Origin of the sequence: Rhodococcus sp. 008 (genome assembly GCF_001682295.1) — a bacterium.
Lineage (GTDB): Bacteria > Actinomycetota > Actinomycetes > Mycobacteriales > Mycobacteriaceae > Rhodococcus_F > Rhodococcus_F qingshengii.
In genome coordinates this window covers 285,882-309,967 of the sequence record NZ_CP012749.1, presented here as the reverse complement: position 1 = coordinate 309,967, position 24,086 = coordinate 285,882, and the positions used below count along the sequence as shown (strand labels likewise).

Here is a 24,086-nt window from a genome sequence, read left to right as displayed (position 1 = left end):
GAATGACCCGGTGCGTTCTCGTCGTTGACGAATGCAGCGGTGGCGCGATCGCCACTCCACACGACGAAGGAGCAGGATCATGCGCATCGGAATCATCGGAGCCGGTCAGATCGGTGGCACGCTCACACGTAGGCTCGCTGCGCTCGGTCACGACGTGCGCGTCTCGAACTCGCGGACACCGGACACGCTTGCAGAACTGGAAGCCGAGACGGGTGCGAAGGCAGTCCGCAGCACCGAGGCCGCCGAGGGTGCCGAGCTGGTCATCGTGAGCATTCCGCAGAAGAACGTGGTTGATCTACCGGCGGGGATTCTCAGCGGTGCGGTCGCAGGTGCCCCGGTCATCGAGACCAACAACTACTACCCGCAACAGCGTGACGGTCTGATCGCCGCCATCGAGGACGGACAGACCGAAAGCGGATGGGTGCAGGAACACCTGGGTGTACCGGTGTTCAAGGCGTTCAACGGAATCTGGTGGAAGCATCTCCTCGAGAAGGGGCTTCCCGAAGGTGCAGAGGGGCGCATTGCGCTACCCATCGCCGGCGACGACGACGCGAACAAGCAGGTCGTCTTCGATCTGATCAATCAGTTGGGCTTCGATCCCGTCGATGCGGGAACGATCGACGATTCCTGGCGTCAGCAGCCGGGAACTCCCGTGTACGGCAAGGATTTCGATCGCGAAGCGACGCTGAAAGCATTGGCCGAGGCGAGCCCCGATCGCACCGACGAGTGGCGGGCAACCACTACGGTGTAGGGAAAAGTGTGGCGGTTTCCGAAGTGGAAACCGCCACTCTTTTGTTTGTTCAGTCCTTGACCTTCGCCATCGCCAGAACGTCGAGACGCTTGTCGAGTTCTTCCTCGCTCAGCTTGTCCGGGACGAGTCCGCGCTCGATGACGACCTGACGGATCGTCTTCTTCTCTTTGAGCGCCTGCTTCGCGACGGCTGCGGCTTCCTCGTAACCGATTGCCGAGTTGAGGGGCGTCACGATCGACGGCGAAGATTCGGCGAGTGTCTTGAGGTGCTCCTCGTGCGCGACCAGTCCGCTGACGCACTTGTCGGCGAACAGTCGAGAGACGTTGGCCAGCAAGGTGAACGACTCCAGCAGGTTGCGGGCCATGACCGGGATGTAGACGTTGAGTTCGAAAGCTCCGGCGGCGCCACCCCACGCGATGGCGGCGTCGTTTCCGATCACCTGAGCCGCAACCTGAGTGGTTGCCTCGGGCAGGACCGGGTTCACCTTTCCGGGCATGATCGAGCTTCCCGGCTGCAGATCAGGGAGTGCGATCTCGCCGAGTCCGGTCAGCGGACCCGATCCCATCCACCGAATGTCGTTGGCAATCTTCGTCAGTGAGACGGCGATGGTCCGCAGCGCGCCCGATGCCTCGACCAGTCCGTCACGCGCGGCCTGCGCTTCGAAGCTGTTCTTCGCCGGAGTCAGCGCGTCGACACCGGTCGACTTGACCAGTTCGGCAACAACTTTGGGGCCGAATCCATCCGGAGCATTGAGACCGGTGCCGACTGCTGTTCCGCCGATCGGCAGCTCGCCGAGGCGGGGGAGTGTTGCGTTGACGCGCTCGATGCCGGCCTCGATCTGACGTGCGTAGCCGCCGAACTCCTGACCGAGCGTGACCGGCACAGCGTCCATCAGATGGGTGCGTCCGGATTTGACGACGGTCTTCCACTCGGTCGCCTTCGTGGCAAGCGCAGCATGCAGATGTTCCAGTGCCGGAACAAGATCGGTGACCGCTGCTTCGGTAGCTGCGACATGCGTGGCGGTGGGGAAGGTGTCGTTGGAGGACTGCGACATGTTGACGTGATCATTGGGATGTACGTCCACACCGGCGGCCTTCGCGATGGATGCGATGACCTCGTTGGCGTTCATGTTCGAACTGGTTCCCGAGCCGGTCTGGAAGACGTCGATGGGGAACTGATCGTCGTGCTTGCCTTCGGCGATCTCGTTCGCGGCGGCGATGATTGCGTCGGCCTTGTCCGCGTCGAGGAGTCCGAGGTCCTTGTTGACCTGCGCACACGCTGCTTTCAGCAGGCCCATTGCGCGGATCTGGGTGCGCTCGAGCGGGCGCCCGCTGATCGGGAAGTTCTCGACTGCACGCTGGGTCTGTGCTCGCCACAGTGCGTCGATGGGCACCCGAACTTCGCCCATGGTGTCGTGTTCGATTCGGAACTGTTGATCGTTGCTCTCCGTCATGGCTCCACATTGCCACTTTTCGAGAGCTGGTAGGGGACTACGTCCCCCGTGAGCGGTTAAGGAGTGCAGGGACTCCCTAACCACTCACGGGGCGGAGCCCATCAGAACGTCGGGGGAACCGCGCCCTCTTCGCCGTCGAAGTCGACGGAGCTGTACTCGCGCAGCTTCTCGAGACGGTGGTACGCGTCGATCATGCGAACGGTGCCGGACTTGCTACGCATCACGATGGACTGCGTGCTGGCGCCGCCGCCGTAGTAGCGGACGCCGCGCAGGAGGTCACCGTCGGTGACGCCGGTGGCGCAGAAGAAGACGTTCTCGCCCGAGACGAGATCTTCGGTGGACAGGATCCGATCGAGATCGTGACCGGCGTCGATGGCCTTCTGACGCTCTTCGTCGTCGGTGGGGGCCAGCTTGCCCTGCAACGATCCACCCATGCAGCGCATGGCTGCTGCGGCGATGATGCCCTCTGGCGTTCCGCCGATGCCCACGAGCATGTCGGTGCCGGACTCCGGACGCGCTGCGGCGATCGCGCCGGCAACGTCACCGTCGGAGATCAGACGGATACGAGCGCCGGTGTCGCGAACGTCCTGGATCAGCTGGTTGTGACGCGGGCGGTCCAGGATGCAGATCGTGATGTCGGAGACCGACGCCTTCTTGACCTTGGCCACGCGCTTGATGTTCTCGGCGATCGGTGCGCTGATGTCGATGACATCTGCGGCATCCGGCCCGACAGCGATCTTCTCCATGTAGAACACGGCCGACGGATCGAACATCGCGCCGCGCTCGGCAACAGCCAGAACAGAGATCGCGTTGGGCATGCCCTTGGACATCAAGGTGGTGCCGTCGACCGGGTCGACGGCGAAGTCACAGTCGGGGCCGTCGCCGTTTCCGACCTCTTCGCCGTTGAACAGCATCGGCGCTTCGTCCTTCTCGCCTTCACCGATGACGACGATGCCGCGCATCGAGACTGAGGAGACGAGCTGACGCATGGCGTCGACGGCTGCTCCGTCGCCGCCTTCCTTGTCGCCGCGGCCTACCCAGCGGCCGGCAGCCATAGCACCGGCTTCGGTGACTCGGACCAATTCGAGTGCGAGGTTACGGTCCGGGGTCTCACGATGAGTGCTGCTGGCCGTCATGTGCGGTGCCTCCTGGCGCGGTCGCGGTCGACGGGGTGTGTCGACGCAGTGGTTTCTTCAGGCGTCATTGTCCCAGATGGGAGCGGCTACGTGCGCTGTCGGGTCGCCGCAGAGACGTTTTGTCTCGCTCGAGGGGGACCGGGAATCGTATCTACTGCGGAGTACCTGGATACTGGAGGTGTGGCATCGAAGAAACCCCGCATTCTCGAAGACAACAAAGACATGGTCTGGTCTCTCGTACCGTTGGTGCTGTTCTGCATCATCATTGCGGGCATCGCCAGCCAGTGCACGTTCAGTCCTGGCGGCCCGACACAGGGGCCTATCCCGAGCGTCGACGTGGACGCAGCTCTGAACTACGACGCGAAGGAACTCGGATTTCCCATCCGTAATCCCGGTGTTCCGGACGGGTGGACTCCGAACTCCGGCAGTCGCAAGATCATCTCCGGCGACGGCGGCGGAGATTCGAGCACTGTGGGATTCATCACGACCAGTGGTCGCTACATCCAGCTGACACAGAGCAACGCCGAGGAATTCCCGTTGGTGTCACATGTTGCCGGTGGACAGCGATTCGCGACCGGAGTCGAGACCGTCGGTGCCGATACGTGGAACGTCTTCGGCGGCGAAGGTGTCGAGTCGATCTGGGTCACGGACGTCGGGGATGTTCGCCTGTTGCTCACGGGCGCGGCGACGCCGGAAGAGTTCCGGATTCTTGCCGAGAAGGTCGGCGCAGCGCAGCCGATCACGCCATAGGATTTGCGGTCGGAGCGGACGCTACTCGTCCGCTTCGGCCAGAGCCTTTTCGACGCGGGCCCTCGCGCCGGCCAAGTGCTCTTCACAGCGCTTGGCCAACGCTTCGCCTCGCTCCCACAGTGAGAGTGACGCGTCGAGGTCCAGACCGCCCTGTTCGAGAATCTTCACGACGCTCACCAGTTCGTCCCGGGCTGCTTCGTAGCCGAGTTCGTTGATGTCGGTGTCGGTGGCGTTGCTCATTTTTCTCTTCCCATCACTGCGGCGCGAACGGCGCCGTCTGCAAGTCGAACTCGAATCTGGGTACCGGGTGGCGCGTCCTCGACCGAGCGCAGAACCTCCGGATCGCCTTCGGCGACAACACGTTGCACGACTGCGTATCCGCGGGCCAGCGTCGCGGCGGGGCCCAGCGTGGTGAGCCGGGCGCGCAGATGCTCGATCGTTCGGGACTCGGAGTCGATCAACCGAGTCACATCGCGTCGTCCGGCGGCTTGGAGCCTTTCGACCTCCTCGGCGCGACGGTCCACCGCGAGCAGCGGCGATGCCATGACCGGTCGAGTGCGCAACTGTTCGATCAGATGAGACTCACGCTTGACCCAGCTGCGCAGTGCCGCAGCGCTGCGGTCACGCAGATCCGCAACCAGGGCAGCTTCCGCAACCGCGTCGGGTACGACGCGCTTGGCCGCGTCCGTGGGTGTGGCTGCGCGCAGGTCGGCGACGTGGTCACTGAGCGGGCTGTCCGGCTCGTGTCCGATGGCACTGACGATCGGCGTCGTGCAGGCCACGATGGCGCGGCACAGCGCTTCGTCGGAGAACGGCAGGAGATCCTCGACGCTACCGCCGCCGCGAGCGAGGATGATGACGTCGACTACCGGGTTGGCGTCGAGTTCCTTCAGCGCTTCGATGATCTGGGGAACAGCAGTCGGACCCTGAACCGCGGTGTTACGCACTGCGATGGCAACTGCTGGCCAACGACGATGGGCGACTGAGACGACATCCTTCTCGGCCGCACTGGCTCGGCCCGTGATCAGGCCGATCGTGCCGGGCAGAAACGGAAGCGGCCGTTTGAGCCGCGGATCGAACAAGCCCTCGGCGGCGAGCAAGGCGCGCAGTCTCTCGATGCGGGCAAGCAGCTCACCGATACCCACGGCGCGAATCTCGGTGACACGCAACGACACCGTTCCGCGTCCGGTGTAGAACGAGAGCTTGCCGAACATCACGACTCGCGAGCCCTCGGTCAACGGCACCGGGGAGTTGTGCAACAACTGCGGTGAGCACGTGATCGACAGCGACATGTCTGCCGACGGATCACGCAGGACGAGAAAGGCCGTTCGGGTGCCGGGGCGTGCATTGATCTGGGTGATCTGACCTTCGACCCAGATACTGCCGAGCCGATCGATCCAGCCGGCGACCTTGGCGGAAACCGTGCGGACCGGCCACGGCTGCTCAGCGCTACTGGCGCCGGACGATCGCTGCGATGAAGCGGGGGGCGTTGCGGAAGTCACTTTGCCTTGGCTGTGGTGATGCGGTTAGTGAGCATGGTCTGGAACGGTGCCCGGGCGAGCGTCGCATTCTCGTAGTCCAGGACTGCGGTCAGCTCGTCGATGCTGAGCGTCCGGATGCGCGCACGGAGCTGTGCGAGTGTGAGGTTGGGGTAGTCGAGTTCGGTGACGATCTCGGGCTCTTCGGCAGGTCCGTCCGTCGTAGCTGCCGTGGATTCGGACTCGGCGACGGGTGCGGGTTCCTCGATGGGGGCAGTCGGCTCGAGCGAGTAGAGCGCGAAGCGACCGGCGTTGGTCGGGGTGTCAGCGGTGGTCGATCCGGTGGAAGGCGTCGGGTCAGCAGGCGCATCGACGTCTTCGTCGAAGACCGCCCACTCGGGCTGTTCGTCCTCGGAAGACCAGTTGATCAGTGCAAATGCCTGATCGCCCTTGATCGCCAGCGAGGTGATCGACTGCTGCACGCGCATGCTTGTCTGCAGCATCTGGCTCACGGCGGTCATCGGCAGGGCGACGGCGGTGGTGGGCAACTTCTTTGCCTCTTCCATCGCGGTGACGGCGAGTCCCGCGGCAACGCGCGCCACGAACGGTGGTCGGATCATTCCCACAGCTTGCCGCAAAGCTCCGACAATCGGTAGCCGACTTGCCTGTGACGGCTGTACTCGTTTACTTCGGAACCTTCGATCGGAGCCCGAAACCGAGGTGTTCACGTTTGCCGGAGTGTCTCACGTTCGAGGTGCCAGTAGGCTGATCACATGTCTTCGGCTGTTCCTCTCAATCTCGGTATCGCGCACTCGGCTGATTCGCCGTCCACCCGCAAGGGCAGCGCCAAGCGCGTGCTCCTCGCCGAGCCTCGCGGCTACTGCGCCGGCGTCGACCGCGCGGTCGAGACCGTCGAGAAGGCCCTCGAGAAGCACGGCGCACCCATCTACGTGCGTAAGGAGATCGTCCACAATCGCCACGTCGTCGAGACGCTCGAAGATCAGGGCGTGATCTTCGTCGACGAAACCGACGAGGTTCCCGAGGGATCGTTGCTCGTGTTCTCGGCGCACGGTGTGTCGCCGGCCGTCCACGACTCGGCTGCCGAGCGGAACCTGCGCACGATCGACGCGACGTGCCCCCTGGTCACGAAGGTGCACCAGGAAGCGAAGCGATTCGCCCGCGACGATTACGACATTCTGCTCATCGGCCACGAAGGCCACGAGGAGGTCGAGGGCACCGCAGGTGAGGCTCCCGATCACGTCACCATCGTCGACGGCCCGGATTCGGTCGACGCGGTCACGGTTCGTGACGAGTCGAAGGTCATCTGGCTTTCCCAGACCACACTGAGCGTCGACGAGACGATGCAGACCGTCGCGCGCCTGCGTGAGCGCTTCCCCAATCTGCAGGACCCGCCGTCCGACGACATCTGTTACGCCACGCAGAACCGTCAGGTCGCGGTCAAGGCGATGGCTCCCGAGTGTGATCTCGTGATCGTGGTGGGTTCGCGGAACTCGTCCAACTCGGTTCGCCTGGTCGAGGTCGCGCTCGGGGCGGGCGCTGCCGCGTCGTACCTGGTCGACTACGCCCGTGAGGTCGATCTCGCGTGGCTCGAGGGTGTCCAGACCGTCGGCATCACGTCGGGTGCATCGGTACCCGAGGTGCTCGTGCGCGGCGTGATCGAACTTCTTGCCGAGCACGGATACAACGACGTTCAACCCGTCACCACTGCCAACGAGACTCTGGTGTTCGCCCTTCCCCGTGAATTGCGAGCAGCGCGCACGTCCTGAAACAAGAAAATGCGGGGCACCTTCCATCTGGAAGGTGCCCCGCATTTTTGTGCTACCGGGCGCGTCTGTTCAGGGCTCTTCGCGATCGCGGTACCGAACTCGCGGCGGCGGATACGCCGGAAGATCGACTCCGGGTGGGCGGCGGCGAGGGGGCAGCGGCGGCGATACGTCGTCACCCGAAGCGAAGAAGGGCTCCATCCGCTCCTCACGTCTGGGCGACGGAGTGGGCTCGGGCGCCCGGCGGCGACCGTACGACGGGTAGTCGTCGTCTGCCACGGGCCGACTGTCGGGCTGGGGGCGACGCGTAGGCGGTTGGTGCGTGCGATCGACCCTGGGTGGCTGAGGGCTTCTCCGAGGCGGCAGCGGACGCTCGTCCTGGATCGGCTCGCGCCTGGGGGTGCTTCGGTAGGCGGGCTGCTCGTCCACCTCGGGGGCGCGGCGACGCGGGGGCCCGGGGACGGGCGCGTCCGAGACTCTGCGTCGACGCCCGGTCTCGGGTGCGGGTTGTTCTCGCGTGGCAGCCGCAGAGGAGTCACGAGTGGTGGCCGCCGAGCGGCGGGAGCGGGTCGAGCGCGCGGGCCCGGTGGGGCGCTGATTGAGCAGGAAGTACCGGAAGCCACCGATGATCAGCACGACCACGGTTGCGGCCAACATGATCGGAAAGCGGTTGACCAACGGGTACGCGATGTTGATCGCGATATCGCGCAGCGCGGTGCTGTTGTCCTTGCCGATGAGCGTGTGCCCGATCGGCACCGCAGCGAAGAGCAGCAACGGCGGTTGGGCCATCGCGGTGAAGAGGGCCTTGTTCGAAGCGGCAACCACAGCGAAGAGACAGCCCAGGAAGTAGAACGTCGAGAACACCGCGGTGAGCTCTCCGCCGCCTCCGGTGGCATCGATCAGTACGCCGACGGCGGTCACACCGGCAGCAAGCAGGATCACTCCCCACCAGGGCAGGCCGGGGACGGTCACGATGAGCGATCGCTTGTCCAGCGGTACCCCGGAGCGAGCACGTTGGGTTGCAGACACATAACGACATTAGCGGTTCTTGCGTTGTCGGCCGTGTTTGTGCGGGTCGTGGCTGGCGCATTTATCGACGCGATGGCGCGATGGTTTCGGGTTCTTCGCCAAACGAACCGGACGGATTGTGTGCAGGGTCACCGGACTCTCGTGGATTGGGGCACACCGCCGAAGCCGTCAGCGTGGGAGATCGGCGGTGTCGGTGGGCTGCTCTACCGTCGGATTCATGAAGATTCTGCACACCTCCGATTGGCATATAGGTCGCACCTTTCACGGCGTCGATCTGTTGGCCGATCAGGCGAGTGTGCTCGGTTCCATCGCAGATTCCGTCCGCGAACACGGAGTCGACGTCGTGGTCGTGCCGGGGGACATCTACGACCGCTCGATTCCCAGTTCCGACGCGGTCACCGTGTGCAATCGAGGCTTCGAGGCAATCCGGGCGGCGGGGGCGGTCATCGTCGCGACGTCCGGCAATCACGATTCCGCGGTGCGGCTCGGAGCCGGGGCATCCTTTGCCGCTGCCGGCGGCTTGCACTTGATCACTCGCGTCGGCCAGATCGGTACTCCGGTGATGCTGAGCGATCAGTTCGGTCCTGTCGCCTTTTACGGGATTCCGTACCTCGAGCCGGAGATCACGCGCGTCGAGTTGGACGTGCCCCGGGCTCGTACTCATTCCGACATCCTCGGAGCGGCCATGTCGCGTGTTCGGCGAGATCTCGCCGAACGAACGGCTGCCGACCCCGCGACTCGATCGGTATTGCTCGCCCATGCCTTCGTCGTGGGCGGTGAGGCCTCTGAATCGGAACGCTCCATTTCGGTCGGCGGAGTGGAGACCGTCGCAGTGGGAGAGTTCGACGGCGTCGACTACGTCGCCCTCGGACACCTGCATTCTCCGCAGATGCTCTCGGAGAGTGTGCGGTACTCGGGTTCACCGTTGCCGTATTCGTTCGGTGAACGCAGCCACCGTAAGGCGGCGCTGCTGATAGAACTCGACGCAGCCGGCCTGTCGTCGGTGCAGCGCCTGGATCTCCCGGTCATTCGGGGGCTGAGCCAGGTGACGGGAACTCTCGAGGAACTACTCGGTGAGTCGAAGTACACCGATTCCGAGCAGTGCTACCTCTCCGCATTGCTCACTGATCCGGTTCGTCCCGTCGATGCCATGAGGCAACTTCAGGCGCGTTTTCCCTTTGCCGTTCATCTCGAATGGCAAAGGCCGGAAGGGCAATCGGATCTCAAGTACCGTGACGCGGTACGGGGTCGATCCGACATGGAGATCGCCCGCGGCTTTGTCTCGGCAGTGCGTAGTGACCCGTCCGAGCGTGAGGTCACATTGATGGCCGAAGCGCTCAGCGCTGCCGCGCGCGCCGAGGAGTCCACGGTAGAACTGAGTGAAACCGCGTGAGGCTGCACAAACTCGAAGTCAGCTCTTTCGGGCCCTTCGCCGACACGGTCGAGGTCGACTTCGACCGTTTGGGTGCAGACGGGCTGTTCCTTCTGCACGGTGACACCGGGGCAGGCAAGACCACGATCCTCGACGCGGTTGCGTTTGCCCTGTACGGGCGGGTGCCGGGTGCGCGCAACGAGGGCAAACGGCTACTGTCCGATCACGCGCCCGCCGGTTCGGTGCCGCGCGTGGAACTCGAAGCGACCATCAGTGGTCGCAGAATCAAACTTGTTCGTAGTCCAGAGTATTCGCGCCCGAAGAAGCGTGGCACCGGTTCGATCACAGAGAATGCAAAGGCCACACTGACGTGGTTGGACGGCCGCGGCGAGAATCTTTCGCGCATCCCTGACATCGGTGACGAGATCAACCGCCTCATGGGCATGAGCGCTGATCAGTTCTTCCAGGTGGTGCTCTTGCCGCAGGGTGAGTTCGCCAAATTCCTGCGTGCCGAGAGTGACGAGCGAGGCAAACTGCTCGAGCGTCTGTTCGACACCAAGCGTTTTGTCTCCGTCGAGGCATGGTTCGACGCCAAGCGAAAGGCAAGTGCGACCGCGCTCGCGGCCAGGGAGCAATCCGTGCGGCTGCTGCTCGCGAAGGTCGAGACAGCTGCGGGACTCGAGGTAGGCGCCGAGGCACACCCACTGGAATGGTCGCGCAAACTCCTCGCCGAGGCTCAGGACACCCGCGATGCAAGTCTTGCGGAGCTGGTGACCGCGAAAGATGCAGCAGCCGAGGCTAATCGGGTTCTGTCGGCGGCGCAGCGAACCGCAGATCTGGTCGCTCGCCGTAATCGTGCGACCGCTGAACTCGCAGCATTCAATACGGGCGCCGCCCAAAGAGCTGTGATCGGCGCTGAAATCGAGACCGCCAAGCGCGCACTGCCGGTGGCCGCTGTCGCCGGCGATGTGGACGCTGCCGGCTTGCACCTCGCTGCCGCACTCGAATCGATGACCGCAGCGATGTCGACCTACTCCGCACTCGACGGTCCGGAGATTTTTGTGCCGGAGGTGTGGCCACCCACCGACGACGAGCGTCAACGCGTCGTAGCTCGGATCCGGACCTGGCGTGACGAGATCGTTCGCCTGGACGCAATGGCGGAGGATGCTCGCAGAGCCGATGCGGCAGAAGCCGAGATCGAGAAACTCGGAGTTCGGCGAGACGCTCTGTCCGAGCGCATCGATGCCATCGCGGTTGAACGCACTCAACTGCCAGAAATGGTGCGCTCGGCCGGCCAACGACTGGAGGATGCGCAACGCGCGCACGCGGCTCTGCCCGGCCTCGAAGCTGCACTGGCCAAAGCATCGGATGCTGCGGCAGCGGCTCATGAATTCGTCTCTCTGCGTGCGCAAGCCGAGAAGATTCGTGTGCAGGTGTTGGATGCGCGCGACGCCCATCAGAGTGCTCGCGGGCGCTGGCTCGACCTCGTGCAGAAGCGTATCGAGGGCATGGCTGCGGAGTTGGCGAGTTCACTCGCGCCCGGTGACCCATGCCAGGTGTGTGGTTCGCGTGAACACCCTGCGCCGGCGCAGTCTGATGTCGTGACGGTCACCGAGCCCGATCTGGAAGTCGCGTCCGCAGCCGAGCGTGCGGCCGAGAAAGCCCTGAGCAAGGTAGTCGACCGCCAGGTAACCGTCGACCGTGACATCGACCGGGTGATCGCCCGCGGCGGGGACGGCGACGTCGCAGAACTCGACAGGCTCCGCGCCGCGGCTCGGAACGCCGTTGACGAGGCGACCCACTCTGCCGGTCAGGTTGGAGGGTTGGCCGACAAGCTCGGGCATCTCAACGAGCGTGACGGCGAGCTGCAACAGGAATCCGCTTCTCTGACGGCCGAATTGGCGGCACTGACCGAGCGTACGACGACTCTGTCGGCCACGGTCGAGCAGATTCGAGCGGCGATCGTCGCTGCGGTGGGAGAAGATTCGACCATCGCTGCTCAGCGCTCGCGGTTCGAAAGGCTTGCCTCCGCTGCCTCGGCGGCGTCTGAGATGCGTGACGACGCCGTTCGTGCGCAGGCGCGATCGGCGGAACTGTCGACCAAACTGGCCGCTGCGGCGGCCGCTGCTGGATTCGATTCGGTCGAGGCTGCGATCGAAGGGGTGAGATCGCCGGCCCGAATCGCAGCGATCGAAACGGAACTCGCCAAAGCACGCGACCTCGAGGTGGCCGCTCGGACGGTCCTCGACGACCCCGAGGTCGTTGCGGTGAGCGAAGTCGAGACAGTCGACGTCGACGGTCCTCGCGAGCGTGCTCTTCAGTGCGCCGAGGTGGTGAACTCGGCTGTTGCAGCTGCTTCCCTGGCCGAGAACCGTGTGTCGGATCTCGAACGGTTCAGCGGACAACTCGAGAAAGCATACGAAGCGGTTGCACCTGAGCGGGAACTGCACGACGAACTCGCTGGCCTCGCCGACGTGATCGCCGGCAAAGGTCAGAACAGTCGCAAGATGTCGCTGCGAGCGTATGTGCTCGCGTCGCGGTTGGAAGAGATCGCCGTGTCGGCATCGGTTCGGCTGCAGCGGATGTCCGGGGGCAGATACGAGTTCGTGCACAGTGACGAGGCAGGTTCTCGGGGTCGCCGCGGCGGTCTGGGACTCGACATCCGGGACGACTTCACGGGTGTGGTTCGCTCGGCGAAGACGCTCTCGGGCGGTGAATCATTCTTGGCGTCATTGTCTTTGGCCCTCGGACTTGCCGATGTGGTTGCGGCGGAGTCCGGCGGAATCGTTCTCGACACGATGTTCATCGACGAAGGATTCGGCACTCTCGACGCCGACACCCTCGACTCGGTGATGGCTGTGTTGGACGAGCTTCGCGACGGTGGACGAGTGGTGGGCATCGTCAGTCACGTGGACGAGATGAGGCAGCGAATCCCGAGTCGCCTGCACGTCATTCGCGGACGTGCAGGCTCCTCGGTGAAGGTGATCGCGGGCTGATCAGGCCTTTTTGTTCTCTACCTCTGACTCGGCGTCGTCGTCTTGATCCTCGAGGATGTCCGACGCATCGCCGGCGGGCATCGGCTCGTTGTCGCTTGCGCGTTCGTCGATCTGCTCGCCGATGTACCGGATGACAACTGCTGCCACAGCGGCGACGGGCACTGCGAGGAAGGCGCCGACGATGCCGTACAGCGAGCTACCGGCGGCCACGGCAAGCAGCACGATGACGGCGTGGAGTTTCATCGACTTGCTCTGCAGCACAGGCTGAAGGACGTTTCCTTCGATCTGCTGAACGGCCAGGATGATGATCAACACGATGATGGCGGTGGTGAGACCGTTGGCCACCAGCGCAACCAACACGGCCAGGGCGCCGGCGACAAAGGCACCGACGATCGGGATGAAGCCACCGATGAACGTGAGAATTGCCAGCACCGGTGCCAGCGGGACCCCGAGTATCAGCAGTCCGGCGCCGATGAAGACCGCGTCGATCAGACTCACCAGTGCTTGTGTCCTGATGAATCCGCCGAGCGTGTCCCACATGCGGGTGAGGACCTCTTCGAGATGCCGACCGGCACGGCCGCCGCCGACAGCGTGGAGCCAGGGGATGAACCTCGGTCCGTCCTTGATGAAGAAGAAAGCGAGAATCAGGACCAAACCGAGCGTGACCAACAACGAGCTCGCTGTGCTCACGCCGCTGAAAACGCCTGAAGCGATGGCGGTTCCGCTTTCCTGCACCTTGGTGATGACGGCATGGACGGCGTTGTCGATCTGGTCGTCCTTCAGGTTCAGCGGCGGACCCTGGAGCCAGTCCTGAACCTGGTTGATGCCCTCGGTGGTCTTGTTCGCGAGCTCGGGGGCCTGGCTGACCACTGACGGAACGATGCCGGCGATCACACCGGCCAGGATTCCGATCGAGAGCACCAGGGTGATGCCGGCTGCCGCGGCCGGTGGCATCCCGCGCTTGATCATGCCGCGGGTCGGCGGCCACATGACTGTCGCAACAACGATAGCCAGAGCCACCGGCAGGATGATGACCCAGAGCTTTTCGATCAGCCAGCCGAAAATCCAGGCGCCCAGCGAAATCGACGCCAACACCAACGACCATTTTGCGAGCCACATACCCCCTTGCCCGATGATCTCGCCGCGGTCGCGCTTGCGCACCCCTGCGGACGTCCCCTTGTCTTGCTCGCTCACTGATCGTCCTTTCCGTCGGCGCAGGGATCTCCTCGCCGATGTGCGAATCCGGTGATCTAGCTGAGCTGATCGTAACGACTGCATGCGATAACTCGTGTGTTGCGCTGCAATACTGTGTTTTGAAGCATGCTGATCGGACTAACATTTCCGTCATGAGAATCGCAGCAGCAGTCGGGGCAGCAGCAATCGTCGTTCTCGGGCTCACCGCGTGTAGCACCGAGGATCAGGACAACGCGCAGAACAAGATCAGCGAGGCAGTCACGAGCGGGCAACAGGCGCTCGAGACGGCGAAACAGTCAGCGGGCAACGCCATCGATCAGGGCAAGACGGCGCTGTTCGTCGCCACGTTCCGTGGGGCTTACGCACCGTTGGCGGAGAACCGCGACGACGCAGACATCGAGGAGATCTTGACGACCACGTGTACCGAGGTCGCCAACGGCACGGACGAGGCGGAGGTCAAGACCAAGATCACCGACCTGGCCGAGAACAACGGCAACAAGCCCACCGACGAGCAGGCCGGCCACATATACGAACTCGCGAAGGCCACCTGCCCCTGACCGGATTCAGCAGCAGCGGGCGCCTGGGTTGGCGTCGGCTGCTGCGTGTCGGCGGCGCCAGAACTCTCGTTCGCTGATCACCGGTGAGTCGGCGTGGTGGCGTCGGGTGTGCTCGACGTAGCGCTGATAGTCGAGATCACCCATCACCGAGCGAACCCACCACAGCGTTCCGCGGAACGCTGTGGTGAGTTTTGCCGTCATGGTCGCCGTCGTCATGGTCAGTGCCCACCTCCGTGTGCGGCGCCGGGCGCCCGGACTTTCCCGGCTTTGATCAGCTCGTCCCATTCTTTCTGGATTTCCTTCTCCGCGGGCGTCGGAATGAAGCTGGCGGGTCCGAAGATTTTCGACGGTTCTTCCGGGGACTCTGTGGTCGGCAGCCCGCCCGCTCGGATTGCCTTGGCACATACGATGATCCCGGCGATGACCACGACGATCACCAGTGACGCGAAGATGATCGACAACGTGCCCTGGATGAAGGTGTTGCGAATGACGGCATCGATGGCCTCCGGAGTCTTCGCGGAACCGTGCGCCGTCTCGCCGGCAGCCTTCGCGTCCTTGAACACGTTGTGCTGAGCCCAGTACCCGATCGCGGGGTTGTCGGAGAAGATCTTCTGGTACGACGCGGTCATGGTTACGACCAGGTCCCACACCAGCGGCACGCCGGGAATCCAGGCCCATTTGAACAGGCCCTTCTTCATGACGATCGTCATGACCACCGTCAGTGCGATCGCGGCGAGTAGCTGGTTGGCGATGCCGAAGAGCGGGAAGAGTGTGTTGATTCCGCCCAGCGGATCGGTGACACCCATGAGCAGAATCGCGCCCCAGGCAGCGACGACGATCAGCGAGCATAGCCACGCGCCGATGCGCCACGACGGGTCCTTGAACTTCTTCGCCGGACCGCCGAAGTTGCCGAGCGAGTCGGAGAGCATGAATCGAGCGACGCGGGTGCCGGCATCGATCGTGGTGAGGATGAAGAGCGCCTCGAACATGATCGCGAAGTGGTACCAGAACGATTTCAGCGAGTCGCCGCCGAAGACGTCGCTGAGCACTTCGGACATTCCGAACGCGAGCGTCGGGGCGCCGCCGGTTCGCGAGATGATCGATTCTTCGCCGACGGCCTCGGCTGCCTGAGTCAGCACGTCCGGTGTGATGGGGGCAGTGCCGAGGGGCAGATTGTTGACGTATTCGGCTGCGGTTTCCGGTGTTCCACCGGTCAGTGCCGCGGGAGCGTTGAGTGCGAAGTACAGGTGCTGATCGAGGATGCAGGCGGTGACCAGAGCCATGATCGCGACAAACGATTCGGTCAGCATGCCGCCGTACCCGATCATCTTGGTCTGGCTTTCCTTCTCGAGCAGCTTTGGCGTCGTACCGGACGCGATCAGTGCGTGGAAGCCCGAGAGTGCGCCACAGGCAATGGTGATGAACAGGAACGGGAACAGTGAACCGGCAAAGGCCGGGCCTTCGCCGTTGGAGGCGAATGGCGTCACTGCCGGCATGTTCAGAGCGGGTCGTGCGACCAGAATTCCGATGGCCAGCAGCGCGATGGTGCCGACCTTCATGAACGTCGACAGGTAGTCGCGCGGTGCCAGGAGCAGCCAGACCGGCAGCACCGATGCGGCGAATCCGTACGCGATCATCAGCCACGCGATGGTGACCTTCGAGAGTGTGAACCAGTCTGCGCCCCAACCGGTATCGGCAACCCATCCGCCGGAGACGATGGCAAGGAGAAGCAGGACGACGCCGATCAGGGAGACCTCGGAAACCTTGCCCGGCCGCAGATACCGCAGGTACACGCCCATGAACAGCGCGATGGGGATGGTCATCGCGATCGAGAACACTCCCCACGGGGACTCGGCGAGCGCATTGACGACCACAAGTCCGAGCACCGCGATGAGGATGATCATGATGACGAACACGCCGATCAGTGCGGCGACGCCGCCGACAAGGCCGAGTTCTTCGCGGGCCATCTGACCGAGGCTGCGCCCGCGGCGCTTCGACGAGATCCACAGGACCATGAAGTCCTGCACCGCCCCGGCGAACACGACGCCGACGATGATCCAGATCGTTCCCGGAAGATATCCCATCTGCGCGGCCAACACGGGTCCGACCAGGGGACCGGCACCGGCGATTGCCGCGAAGTGGTGACCGAACAGCACCCGACGGTCGGTCGGCATGTAGTCGGCGCCGTTCTCCATGATTTCGGCGGGAGTTGCGACGTCGTCGCGGGGCTTGACGATCTTGCGTTCGATCAACCGCGCATAGAAGCGGTAGGCGATCAGATAGGTACAGATTGCGGCCAACACGAACCACACAGCGCTGATGTGTTCACCGCGGACGATCGCAATCATGTACCAGGCGCCCGCGCCGACCAGTCCGAGAACAAGGAAGACGACGCGCGCAGTCGTGGAGATGGGTGTTTTGTCGATGACGCCGACAGGTGGCAGGTCAGGATCGGTTTTCAGGTACTCGACATTTGGTTCCGGCGCAGTCGTCAAGCTCATCGTCGAACTCCGTCCACTAGTGCACGTGTGGCCGCCGTCACAGCGGGCCATCTGTCACTGTAGGACCAGGAGGGTGAATCCGCGCGATCTGAAACGCGGGAGTCGACCGACGTCAGAATCGGTGAGCGTCGGCGTCGATCCAATCGGTGAGCCAGCTCTGCGGCGGGGAGTCGAGCAGTTCGCCCGGCATCAGCCAGTCGAACAGGTCGGCATAGGTGCGAGTGGTGAGACCGTCGACGCGGCGGTTGAGCATTCCCGGTTGCAGTTGGTCGAAGGAATCGATGCCCATCGACGCGATCATCTGTTGCGCGCTGGCGACGGTTGCCTTCTGGAATCGGTAGACGCGCTCGCTCTTGTCGGGGATGTCGAGTGCGCGGGTGCGTGCCGGATCCTGAGTGGCAACGCCGACCGGGCAGCGGTTGGTGTGGCACATCTGGGCCTGAATACAGCCCACTGCGAACATCATTGCGCGGGCCGCCATCGTGAAGTCTGCGCCCTGGATGATGCGTTTGACGATGTCGGAACCGCTCGCCACCTTTCCGGAAGCGCCGACTTTCACGAGAGGGCGCAAACCAGTTCCCACCAGAGCGTTGTGCACCAGCATCAGGCCCTCGGTCAACGGCATGCCCATGTGGTCCTCGAACTCCACCGGACCTGCGCCGGTGCCGCCTTCGGAACCGTCCACGATGATGAAGTCGGGCGTGATGCCGCGTTCGATCATCGCCTTGCAGATTCCGAGGAATTCACGACGCGAGCCGACACACAGTTTCATCCCGACCGGCTTGCCTCCCGACAGTTTTCGCAGGGTCGCGATGAAATCGACCAGTTCGACCGGGGTGCTGAACGCGGTGTGCGCGGGTGGCGAAATCACAGTCTGGCCGACGGGTACCCCGCGGGTTTCGGCGATTTCGGGGGAGACCTTGACTCCGGGAAGCACGCCACCCAACCCGGGTTTCGCACCTTGCGAGAGCTTGATCGAAATGGCCTTCACCTGGTCGGAGCCTGCGCGCTCGGCAAAACGGTCAGGATCGAATCGGCCGTCCTCGGTCCGGCATCCGAAGTATCCCGAAGCGATTTCCCAGATCAGATCGCCGCCGTGTTTGCGGTGATACGGACTGATCGCGCCTTCACCGGTGTCGTGAGCGAAACCGCCTTTGGCGGCGCCGGCGTTGAGGGCCTCGATTGCGTTGGCGGACAACGACCCAAAGCTCATCGCGGAGACGTTCAGGAGAGCGATGTCGTACGGCTTCGTGCAATCGCGTCCGCCGAGGCGAACTCGCGGAACGGTGTCGGGGGCGGTCCGTGCGCGAATCGAATGCGTCATGAACTCGTAGCCGATCGCATTGACGTCGCGCTCGGTCCCGAAGGGCTCTTCCGCCAGTGTTCCCTTTGCCCGCTCGTAAACCAGATCTCGCGTTTCGCGATCGAATGGCATTCCATCGGTGGATGATTCGACGAAGTACTGCTGGATCTCCGGTCGAATCTTCTCGAGGAGGAATCGCGCGTGCCCCAGGACCGGATAGTTACGGAGGATGCTGTGGGACTTCTGAGTGAGGTCGTAGGTGCCCATGGCCGCCAGCGCGAGTGTGACGACAGCGATCACCCACCATCCGGGCGAGGCGACAATTGCGAGCGCGGCGGTGCCGAGACCCACTATCCATATCAAGAGCACGATCAGCATCCGAGTCACCTCGAGAGCGTAGGCGCTCACTGTGACACGGCAGCGGTAAGTCTCCACTAGGTTCTGCGATAGAGAACCGAATCCGACTCTTTGGGGGAATGATGACCGAACCGCAATATCCGACCGACCCGCAGGATCCGAAGGAGCAACAGTATCCGAAGGAGCAACAGTATCCGAAGGAGCAGCAGTATCCGGCAGGCCAGCAGTATTCAGCCGGTCAGCAATATTCAGCAGGCCAGGAATATCCGACGGGTCAGCAGTACCCAACCGACCCGCAGTATTCAGCCGGACAGCAGTATCCGACCGGTCAGCAGTACAGCGCAGCCCAGCAGTACAGCGCTGCTCCCACGTACGCGGCGCCTCAGTACGGTCCGCCGAAGTCCAACGCGGGATGGGCCGTCGCGTCGATCATCTTCTTCTGGCCTATCGCGTTCGCCGCGTTCAACCATCTCCACGACATCTACCCGAAGTGGGCGATGGGCGATCACCAGGGCGCGCAAAACGCGTCCGAGCGGGTGAAGAAGCTCGGGCAGATTTCGCTCCTGATAGCCGTCATCTGCTGGGTGCTGTTCATCGCGTTCTACGTGATCTTCCTGGTTGCGATCGTGTCGTCCGTCGATTCGTATACCTACAACTGATCACCTGCCGCGACGTGACGGTGGGGCGAGTACCCGTCACGTCGCCGCGAGGCCGTAGAATCCACAGACCGTGAGCCTTACCCTCGGAATCGTCGGACTGCCCAACGTCGGCAAGTCCACCCTTTTCAATGCACTGACCAACAACGACGTGTTGGCAGCGAACTACCCGTTCGCGACCATCGAACCCAACGTCGGTCTGGTCGAGCTGCCCGATCCGCGGCTGCAGAAGCTCGCCGAGATCTTCGGCTCCGAGCGCATCCTCCCCGCGACCGTGTCGTTCGTCGACATTGCCGGCATCGTCAAGGGAGCGTCCGAGGGCGCAGGCCTGGGTAACAAGTTCCTGGCCAACATCCGTGAAGCGGACGCCATCTGCCAGGTAGTTCGCGTCTTCGCCGACGACGACGTCATCCACGTCGACGGCAAGGTCGACCCGGCCTCCGATATCGAGGTCATCGAGACCGAACTCGTGATCGCCGACATGCAGACCTTGGAGAAGGCTCTCCCGCGTCTGGACAAGGAAGCTCGCAAGAACAAGGAGCTCAAGCCGGCCCACGACGAGGCACTCAAGGCTCAGGCCTTCCTCAACGAGGGCACGACGCTCTTCAGCGTCAAGGACAAGCTCGACTTCTCGTTGCTTCGTGAGCTGAGCCTGCTCACCACCAAGCCCTTCCTGTACGTCTTCAACGCCGACGAGTCTGTGCTCACCGACGCAGCGAAGATTGCGGAATTGCGCGCATCCGTCGCACCGGCCGACGCTGTGTTCCTCGACGCGAAGGTCGAGCAGGAACTTCTCGAGCTCGACGAGGAAGACCGCCAGGAGATGCTCGACTCGATCGGTCAGACCGAGCCCGGCCTGCACGCTCTCGCGCGCACCGGCTTCCACACCCTCGGACTGCAGACTTACCTGACGGCTGGTCCGAAGGAAGCTCGCGCCTGGACCATCCACAAGGGTGACACCGCTCCCCAGGCTGCCGGCGTCATTCACACCGACTTCGAGCGCGGCTTCATCAAGGCTGAAATCGTGTCCTTCGACGATCTCGTCGAGGCGGGTTCCATGGCCGCAGCCAAGGCTGCCGGCAAGGTCCGCATGGAGGGCAAGGAATACGTCATGGCCGACGGCGATGTGGTGGAGTTCCGCTTCAACGTCTAAATCCGCGGCTTCTGGTCGTCACCCCACGGGCATCTCGCTGAGCGTCCGACGGGTGACGAACCGCCGCGCTCTCCCCGACAACGGGTCGGTGAATTCGAGTTCCCTCGCGAGCAATTGGAGTGGGAGAGAATGATCGTCCGGGGCGTCGGGAAGCAGGTCGGGGTATCGCCGGTCGCCCAGGATCCCGGCGCCGAGAGCTGCCAGATGCACCCGCAACTGGTGCATCCGTCCGGAGCGCGGACGTAGAACCGTGTGCAGCACAGCACGTCCGGAGGCGCTCACGCCCGTCCCTCGTGCCTCGATCATGGTCTCGGAGTTGGGTTCACGGCTGTCGTCGACGACGACTCGCAACTCGCCGCCTCGAGCTTCGATGTGGTTGCGGTAAACGAGAGGGACGTCGAGCGCTGGTGAATCCTGGCCCCGCCGGGTGGGTCGCGCCGACACCGCCTCGTAGACCTTCGTGACCTGACGCTTCTCGAACAGTGACTGATACGCGCCGCGCGTCGCGGGGCGGGCCGAGAACATCACCACGCCTGCGGTGCCGCGGTCGAGTCTATGGATCGGAGTCAGATCTGGGTTGTCGAGGCGGACGCGCAGTCGGACTAGTGCCGACTCGCGCAGGTAGCGCCCGCTGGGGGTGGTCGGGAGAAAATGTGGCTTGTCGATGACGACGAGATCGTCGTCGATGTGCAGGATCTCTTCGTGGAACGGCACCGGGTCCTCCGCCGGCAACTCGCGGTAGTACCAGACGAACCGGTGCGCACTGAGTTCTGTGCTCCGGCAGAGCGACTGGCCGTCGATACCCACGAACTCGCCGTCGTCGAACCGCCGATACAGGTTCTCGGCGTCCAGATGGTCGAACTTGGCCACGACGTACTCGGCGATCGTCGCCCACGGCCCAGAGAGCGGGATGCGTAGGCGCGTCGGGCCAACCCCGTTCTTGACGGGCAGCGGTGGGGACATGGACACGCAGGTCATCATCCCATCGACTACTGGTCAGCGGTGATTCGGTGTGGCCTCGACGGGGACGTCCCCGCGGGGACGCGGAAACCGAACTCACAGCGGTGGTCGGTGTAGATCGTCTACTCGAAAATCAGTAGCGCGCACGAGATGCGGGCCCGTATGGTTCGGCAGAGAAAGATCGCAGTCGAAAAGCACTGCGGGCCATACCTTCTGTAGCTCAATTGGTGAGAGCACCCGACTGTGACTCGGGCGACGGCGGATCGTAACCGCCCAGAGGGACCAGCTCAGATACGGTTGAGGTCGGGCCTCTAGGCGCAGAGGCCGGCGGCCCTTTGCCTGCACAGTTGTCGAACGAGCCTGAGCCGGTATTCCCTGAATCGCCGGACAGCATTCCAGTCGCCGGCCATTTCCGCGTCGGCAAGTAGGTATTCGCAGTTGTCCAGTTGATCCTTCAAAGACATCATCAGAATTCACCTCCGATCACCCGAGCAAGTACCTGTCCAGGATGCGGCCGACGGGACCCCGGGGACATCGGCCGTAGTACCTGTTCAGGTACCTGCTTCGGTGCGCGGTGGAGGCTACTTCTTGACCGCAGGTGCAGGTAGTGGCATGCCTCGCTCGGCCAGAACGGCTCGGAGACGATCGGGGTAGTCGGTGATGATCCCGTCGACACCGAGGTCGATCAGGGCGTGCATGGTGGCGGGATCATCGACGGTCCACGGGATGACCTTCATGCCACGCGCATGTGCGCTCGCGATCATGTCGGCTGTCGGATAGAGGGTGAAACCGGGATCCCCGACCTTTCCGCCCTACGGAGTTCCTTGGACGGGGGAGTAGGCGGAGGCACCAAAGGTTGCTACCGCCGCGATGCCGTCGCCACCGAAATCATCGATGTCCAGACCGCCGAGCCACGGTGACGCTCCGTCCTTGCCTACCTGGAGAAAGTCGCCGTTTGTGAGCGCAACGACGGGGACACTCGGCGCGAGTTGACGGGTGAGCATGAGCGAGCCCCAGTCGAAGCTCTGAATGGTGACGCTGTCCAACAATCCGGCTGCCCGGATCGTATCGAGGACTACAGAGACGAACTGCTCACGCGGGGCGGTCTCGTGAGGCGCTCCCGCTTCCACCTTGGTCTCGATGTTGAGCTTGATTCCGGGTGCGTTGTACGACTTCACCAGGGCAAGCACTTCTTCGAGCGTCTGCATTTTCGCTCCCGGAACATTCTGCTGTTCAGGGTATCCGGCAAGGGGGAGAGTGCCGCAGTCCATGGTCTTGATCTGCTGCAGGCTCAGCGTGTTGACGAATTTGCCGACGTACGGGAACTCCGGGTCACCCGCAGTTGCGGGCTCGGTGTCGAGGCATTTCTTGTTCGAGATCTTACGATCGTGCGTGACGACAGCGATCCCGTCCTCGGTGATCTGGGTATCGAGTTCCAGTGTGCTGACGCCCATTTCGAGGGCATTCGCGAACGCGGCCAGGCTGCTTTCCGTGTACAGGCCGAGCCCGCCGCGGTGGGCTTGGACGTCGAACGTCGAAACCGGCTGGGGTGCTGAACTACCGAACGAACCGGACCAGTCGAGACTGCCGGTTGGCGATGCGCCGGCCGGGGCCGCCAGGGCGGTGAGGGGGAGTGCGACGGTCACGGCGGCACACGACAATATTCTGCTCAGTTGCATGAAAGGAACGTAGAGGCGTCGAATGGCTCCCCGGGGTTCGTTAGGTAAACTAACGGTAAAGGTCAGGCCGCGTGAATGCGCTGCCCGACGCCGCTCGCGTGGACCTTCATCCACGACGCCAGAAGCTCACACCCGGTCAGTCCGCTCTCGTCGAGAGGTTCGATCGCGTAGCTGATGTGTCTACCGCCGCGAGGGTTCTTGAGCTGAAATCGGTTCAGGTTCAACTTCGTCGGCAGGTAACCAAGTACTTCGAGGAACGCGGTGCGAATACGTCGTAGATCGGTACGCCACTGTTTCGGACTGAAACGAGTCTTCTGCGCATTTTGGAAAGCATTGCTACGAAGTAGTTCCCAAACCTTTCCTGCCCACACGCGTGCCTGCGAGAAGGACATCCAGCGCGTCAAGTCTGCGATGTCGCGAATGTAGCTGTCGTCGCTGGCATTACAGATCATGTCCTGCGGGTGCCCGATCCACTTGACCGGAATCCACGGCTGGATCTCGGGTCCGTCGCCGGCAACTCCGTGTCCCTCACAACCTTCGATCACGCCTGCCGGTTGTTGAGGATCGGAGATCAGTCCGACTCCGATGACGTTGGCGCGGTTCAGCGTCGGAAGAGCCGAGCGGATCACGGTGCATCCCTGTGAGTATCCGATCAGCATGACCGGGCCGTCTGTCTGTGCGATTTCGGCGGTGAGGGCCTTCACACCCATCGCGGTGCTGTGCCGAAAGCTCAGGCCACCGTCGGCGACCGGACCGTACGATGCGGGATAAGCGACCCAGCGAGAATCGAATCGACTGTCGAGTTCGTCGGTGACGGCACTGAGGAGTCCGCGCACACGGGCGCCGTGGTCGCCGACGTGGGATTCGCCGGTGCCGCCAACTGCAAGAACGGTTACCTCAGCCATGTCAGCGATCATCCACGTCGATTCTGAGAGGTCTGCATCCAAACCCTGAGAAGAGACTGGCAATCCGTTGTA

Annotated in this window: 20 protein-coding genes, 1 tRNA gene and 1 pseudogene; 9 read left to right on the top strand and 13 right to left on the bottom strand. The window is 63.4% G+C overall.

Features of this window, described 5'->3' with window-relative positions; genetic code table 11:
* Positions 1-79: 79 nt before the first annotated feature.
* Positions 80-751, top strand: a complete 672-nt coding sequence (locus AOT96_RS01370; RefSeq protein ID WP_003945272.1) for an NADPH-dependent F420 reductase — start codon at positions 80-82, stop codon at positions 749-751.
* Between the two features lie 49 nt (positions 752-800).
* On the opposite strand, the gene AOT96_RS01365 is transcribed toward AOT96_RS01370, so the two are convergent.
* Positions 801-2,204 carry a class II fumarate hydratase gene (locus AOT96_RS01365; RefSeq protein WP_003945220.1) on the bottom strand — a complete coding sequence of 468 codons (1,404 nt, stop codon included), beginning with the start codon at positions 2,202-2,204 and terminating at the stop codon, positions 801-803.
* A gap of 101 nt (positions 2,205-2,305) precedes the next feature.
* Positions 2,306-3,340 carry a class II fructose-bisphosphatase gene (gene glpX / locus AOT96_RS01360; RefSeq protein ID WP_003945202.1) on the bottom strand — a complete coding sequence of 345 codons (1,035 nt, stop codon included), beginning with the start codon at positions 3,338-3,340 and terminating at the stop codon, positions 2,306-2,308.
* 180 nt (positions 3,341-3,520) lie between these two features.
* Between glpX and AOT96_RS01355 the strand changes: the two genes are divergently transcribed.
* A complete protein-coding gene (locus tag AOT96_RS01355; RefSeq protein ID WP_003945206.1) occupies positions 3,521-4,090 on the top strand; it encodes a DUF4245 domain-containing protein in 570 nt (189 codons plus the stop codon).
* Positions 4,091-4,111: 21 nt separating this feature from the next.
* Here the strand turns inward: AOT96_RS01355 and AOT96_RS01350 are convergent, their stop codons facing one another.
* From AOT96_RS01350 to AOT96_RS01340, 3 genes are read right to left on the bottom strand one after another with little or no spacing between them, the layout of a single operon-like run.
* The gene (locus tag AOT96_RS01350; RefSeq protein ID WP_003945276.1) at positions 4,112-4,330 is read right to left on the bottom strand and encodes an exodeoxyribonuclease VII small subunit; all 219 of its coding nucleotides are present in this window, start codon (positions 4,328-4,330) and stop codon (positions 4,112-4,114) included.
* On the bottom strand, positions 4,327-5,592 hold the full coding sequence (xseA, locus tag AOT96_RS01345) for an exodeoxyribonuclease VII large subunit (protein WP_042920858.1): 1,266 nt from the start codon (positions 5,590-5,592) through the stop codon (positions 4,327-4,329). Before xseA ends, AOT96_RS01350 begins: the two co-directional genes overlap by 4 nt.
* Positions 5,589-6,188 carry a lipid droplet-associated protein gene (locus AOT96_RS01340; protein ID WP_030536251.1) on the bottom strand — a complete coding sequence of 200 codons (600 nt, stop codon included), beginning with the start codon at positions 6,186-6,188 and terminating at the stop codon, positions 5,589-5,591. The genes xseA and AOT96_RS01340 overlap by 4 nt, the downstream gene beginning before the upstream one ends.
* Before the next feature lie 153 nt (positions 6,189-6,341).
* On the opposite strand from AOT96_RS01340, the gene AOT96_RS01335 reads away from it, so the two are divergent.
* The gene (locus tag AOT96_RS01335; RefSeq protein ID WP_003945273.1) at positions 6,342-7,355 is read left to right on the top strand and encodes a 4-hydroxy-3-methylbut-2-enyl diphosphate reductase; all 1,014 of its coding nucleotides are present in this window, start codon (positions 6,342-6,344) and stop codon (positions 7,353-7,355) included.
* 69 nt (positions 7,356-7,424) lie between these two features.
* Here AOT96_RS01335 and AOT96_RS01330 read toward each other — a convergent pair whose 3' ends face one another.
* Entirely contained in the window at positions 7,425-8,381 is a 957-nt protein-coding gene (locus AOT96_RS01330; protein ID WP_042448843.1) for a DUF6542 domain-containing protein, read from the bottom strand.
* Between the two features lie 217 nt (positions 8,382-8,598).
* On the opposite strand from AOT96_RS01330, the gene AOT96_RS01325 reads away from it, so the two are divergent.
* Both AOT96_RS01325 and AOT96_RS01320 read left to right on the top strand, forming a co-directional pair.
* Positions 8,599-9,774 (top strand): exonuclease SbcCD subunit D, encoded by a 1,176-nt coding sequence (locus AOT96_RS01325; protein ID WP_054826655.1) that lies wholly within the window; start codon positions 8,599-8,601, stop codon positions 9,772-9,774.
* Positions 9,771-12,749, top strand: a complete 2,979-nt coding sequence (locus AOT96_RS01320) for an AAA family ATPase (protein ID WP_065351207.1) — start codon at positions 9,771-9,773, stop codon at positions 12,747-12,749. The genes AOT96_RS01325 and AOT96_RS01320 overlap by 4 nt, the downstream gene beginning before the upstream one ends.
* Here the strand turns inward: AOT96_RS01320 and AOT96_RS01315 are convergent, their stop codons facing one another.
* The gene (locus AOT96_RS01315) at positions 12,750-13,943 is read right to left on the bottom strand and encodes an AI-2E family transporter (RefSeq protein ID WP_003945249.1); all 1,194 of its coding nucleotides are present in this window, start codon (positions 13,941-13,943) and stop codon (positions 12,750-12,752) included.
* 152 nt (positions 13,944-14,095) lie between these two features.
* Here AOT96_RS01315 and AOT96_RS01310 point away from each other — a divergent pair, with 152 nt between their 5' ends.
* Positions 14,096-14,500, top strand: coding sequence for a hypothetical protein (locus AOT96_RS01310; RefSeq protein ID WP_003945253.1), 405 nt, complete (start codon positions 14,096-14,098; stop codon positions 14,498-14,500).
* A gap of 6 nt (positions 14,501-14,506) precedes the next feature.
* Here the strand turns inward: AOT96_RS01310 and AOT96_RS01305 are convergent, their stop codons facing one another.
* The 3 genes from AOT96_RS01305 to AOT96_RS01295 all read right to left on the bottom strand — a co-directional run bounded on the left by AOT96_RS01305 (position 14,507) and on the right by AOT96_RS01295 (position 18,691).
* On the bottom strand, positions 14,507-14,716 hold the full coding sequence (locus tag AOT96_RS01305) for a YbdD/YjiX family protein (protein ID WP_003945213.1): 210 nt from the start codon (positions 14,714-14,716) through the stop codon (positions 14,507-14,509).
* Between the two features lie 2 nt (positions 14,717-14,718).
* Entirely contained in the window at positions 14,719-17,001 is a 2,283-nt protein-coding gene (locus tag AOT96_RS01300; RefSeq protein ID WP_007726338.1) for a carbon starvation CstA family protein, read from the bottom strand.
* 112 nt (positions 17,002-17,113) lie between these two features.
* Positions 17,114-18,691, bottom strand: coding sequence for an FMN-binding glutamate synthase family protein (locus tag AOT96_RS01295; protein WP_037132028.1), 1,578 nt, complete (start codon positions 18,689-18,691; stop codon positions 17,114-17,116).
* 89 nt (positions 18,692-18,780) lie between these two features.
* Between AOT96_RS01295 and AOT96_RS01290 the strand changes: the two genes are divergently transcribed.
* Both AOT96_RS01290 and ychF read left to right on the top strand, forming a co-directional pair.
* Positions 18,781-19,320 carry a CD225/dispanin family protein gene (locus tag AOT96_RS01290; RefSeq protein ID WP_065351206.1) on the top strand — a complete coding sequence of 180 codons (540 nt, stop codon included), beginning with the start codon at positions 18,781-18,783 and terminating at the stop codon, positions 19,318-19,320.
* Positions 19,321-19,390: 70 nt separating this feature from the next.
* Positions 19,391-20,470: a redox-regulated ATPase YchF gene (gene ychF, locus AOT96_RS01285; RefSeq protein WP_003945278.1), complete on the top strand. Its 1,080-nt coding sequence runs from the start codon at positions 19,391-19,393 to the stop codon at positions 20,468-20,470.
* Positions 20,471-20,488: 18 nt separating this feature from the next.
* Here the strand turns inward: ychF and AOT96_RS01280 are convergent, their stop codons facing one another.
* Entirely contained in the window at positions 20,489-21,451 is a 963-nt protein-coding gene (locus AOT96_RS01280) for a pseudouridine synthase (protein ID WP_065351205.1), read from the bottom strand.
* A gap of 188 nt (positions 21,452-21,639) precedes the next feature.
* On the opposite strand from AOT96_RS01280, the gene AOT96_RS01275 reads away from it, so the two are divergent.
* Positions 21,640-21,715, top strand: a tRNA-His gene (locus AOT96_RS01275).
* 296 nt (positions 21,716-22,011) lie between these two features.
* On the opposite strand, the pseudogene AOT96_RS01270 reads toward AOT96_RS01275, so the two are convergent.
* Together AOT96_RS01270 and AOT96_RS01265 are read right to left on the bottom strand one after the other, a co-directional pair.
* Positions 22,012-23,109, bottom strand: a pseudogene (locus AOT96_RS01270) (glycerophosphodiester phosphodiesterase family protein).
* Positions 23,110-23,171: 62 nt separating this feature from the next.
* Positions 23,172-24,014, bottom strand: a complete 843-nt coding sequence (locus AOT96_RS01265; RefSeq protein ID WP_039972676.1) for a PE-PPE domain-containing protein — start codon at positions 24,012-24,014, stop codon at positions 23,172-23,174.
* Positions 24,015-24,086 lie beyond the last annotated feature (72 nt).

Coding starts and splice junctions, on each gene's coding strand:
- AOT96_RS01370 (WP_003945272.1), top strand. CDS start 80: ATGCGCATCGGAATCATCGGAGCCGGTCAGATCGGTGGCACGCTCACA.
- AOT96_RS01365 (WP_003945220.1), bottom strand. CDS start 2,204: ATGACGGAGAGCAACGATCAACAGTTCCGAATCGAACACGACACCATG.
- glpX (WP_003945202.1), bottom strand. CDS start 3,340: ATGACGGCCAGCAGCACTCATCGTGAGACCCCGGACCGTAACCTCGCA.
- AOT96_RS01350 (WP_003945276.1), bottom strand. CDS start 4,330: ATGAGCAACGCCACCGACACCGACATCAACGAACTCGGCTACGAAGCA.
- AOT96_RS01340 (WP_030536251.1), bottom strand. CDS start 6,188: ATGATCCGACCACCGTTCGTGGCGCGCGTTGCCGCGGGACTCGCCGTC.
- AOT96_RS01335 (WP_003945273.1), top strand. CDS start 6,342: ATGTCTTCGGCTGTTCCTCTCAATCTCGGTATCGCGCACTCGGCTGAT.
- AOT96_RS01325 (WP_054826655.1), top strand. CDS start 8,599: ATGAAGATTCTGCACACCTCCGATTGGCATATAGGTCGCACCTTTCAC.
- AOT96_RS01310 (WP_003945253.1), top strand. CDS start 14,096: ATGAGAATCGCAGCAGCAGTCGGGGCAGCAGCAATCGTCGTTCTCGGG.
- AOT96_RS01305 (WP_003945213.1), bottom strand. CDS start 14,716: ATGACGACGGCGACCATGACGGCAAAACTCACCACAGCGTTCCGCGGA.
- AOT96_RS01300 (WP_007726338.1), bottom strand. CDS start 17,001: ATGAGCTTGACGACTGCGCCGGAACCAAATGTCGAGTACCTGAAAACC.
- AOT96_RS01290 (WP_065351206.1), top strand. CDS start 18,781: ATGATGACCGAACCGCAATATCCGACCGACCCGCAGGATCCGAAGGAG.
- AOT96_RS01280 (WP_065351205.1), bottom strand. CDS start 21,451: ATGATGACCTGCGTGTCCATGTCCCCACCGCTGCCCGTCAAGAACGGG.
- AOT96_RS01265 (WP_039972676.1), bottom strand. CDS start 24,014: ATGGCTGAGGTAACCGTTCTTGCAGTTGGCGGCACCGGCGAATCCCAC.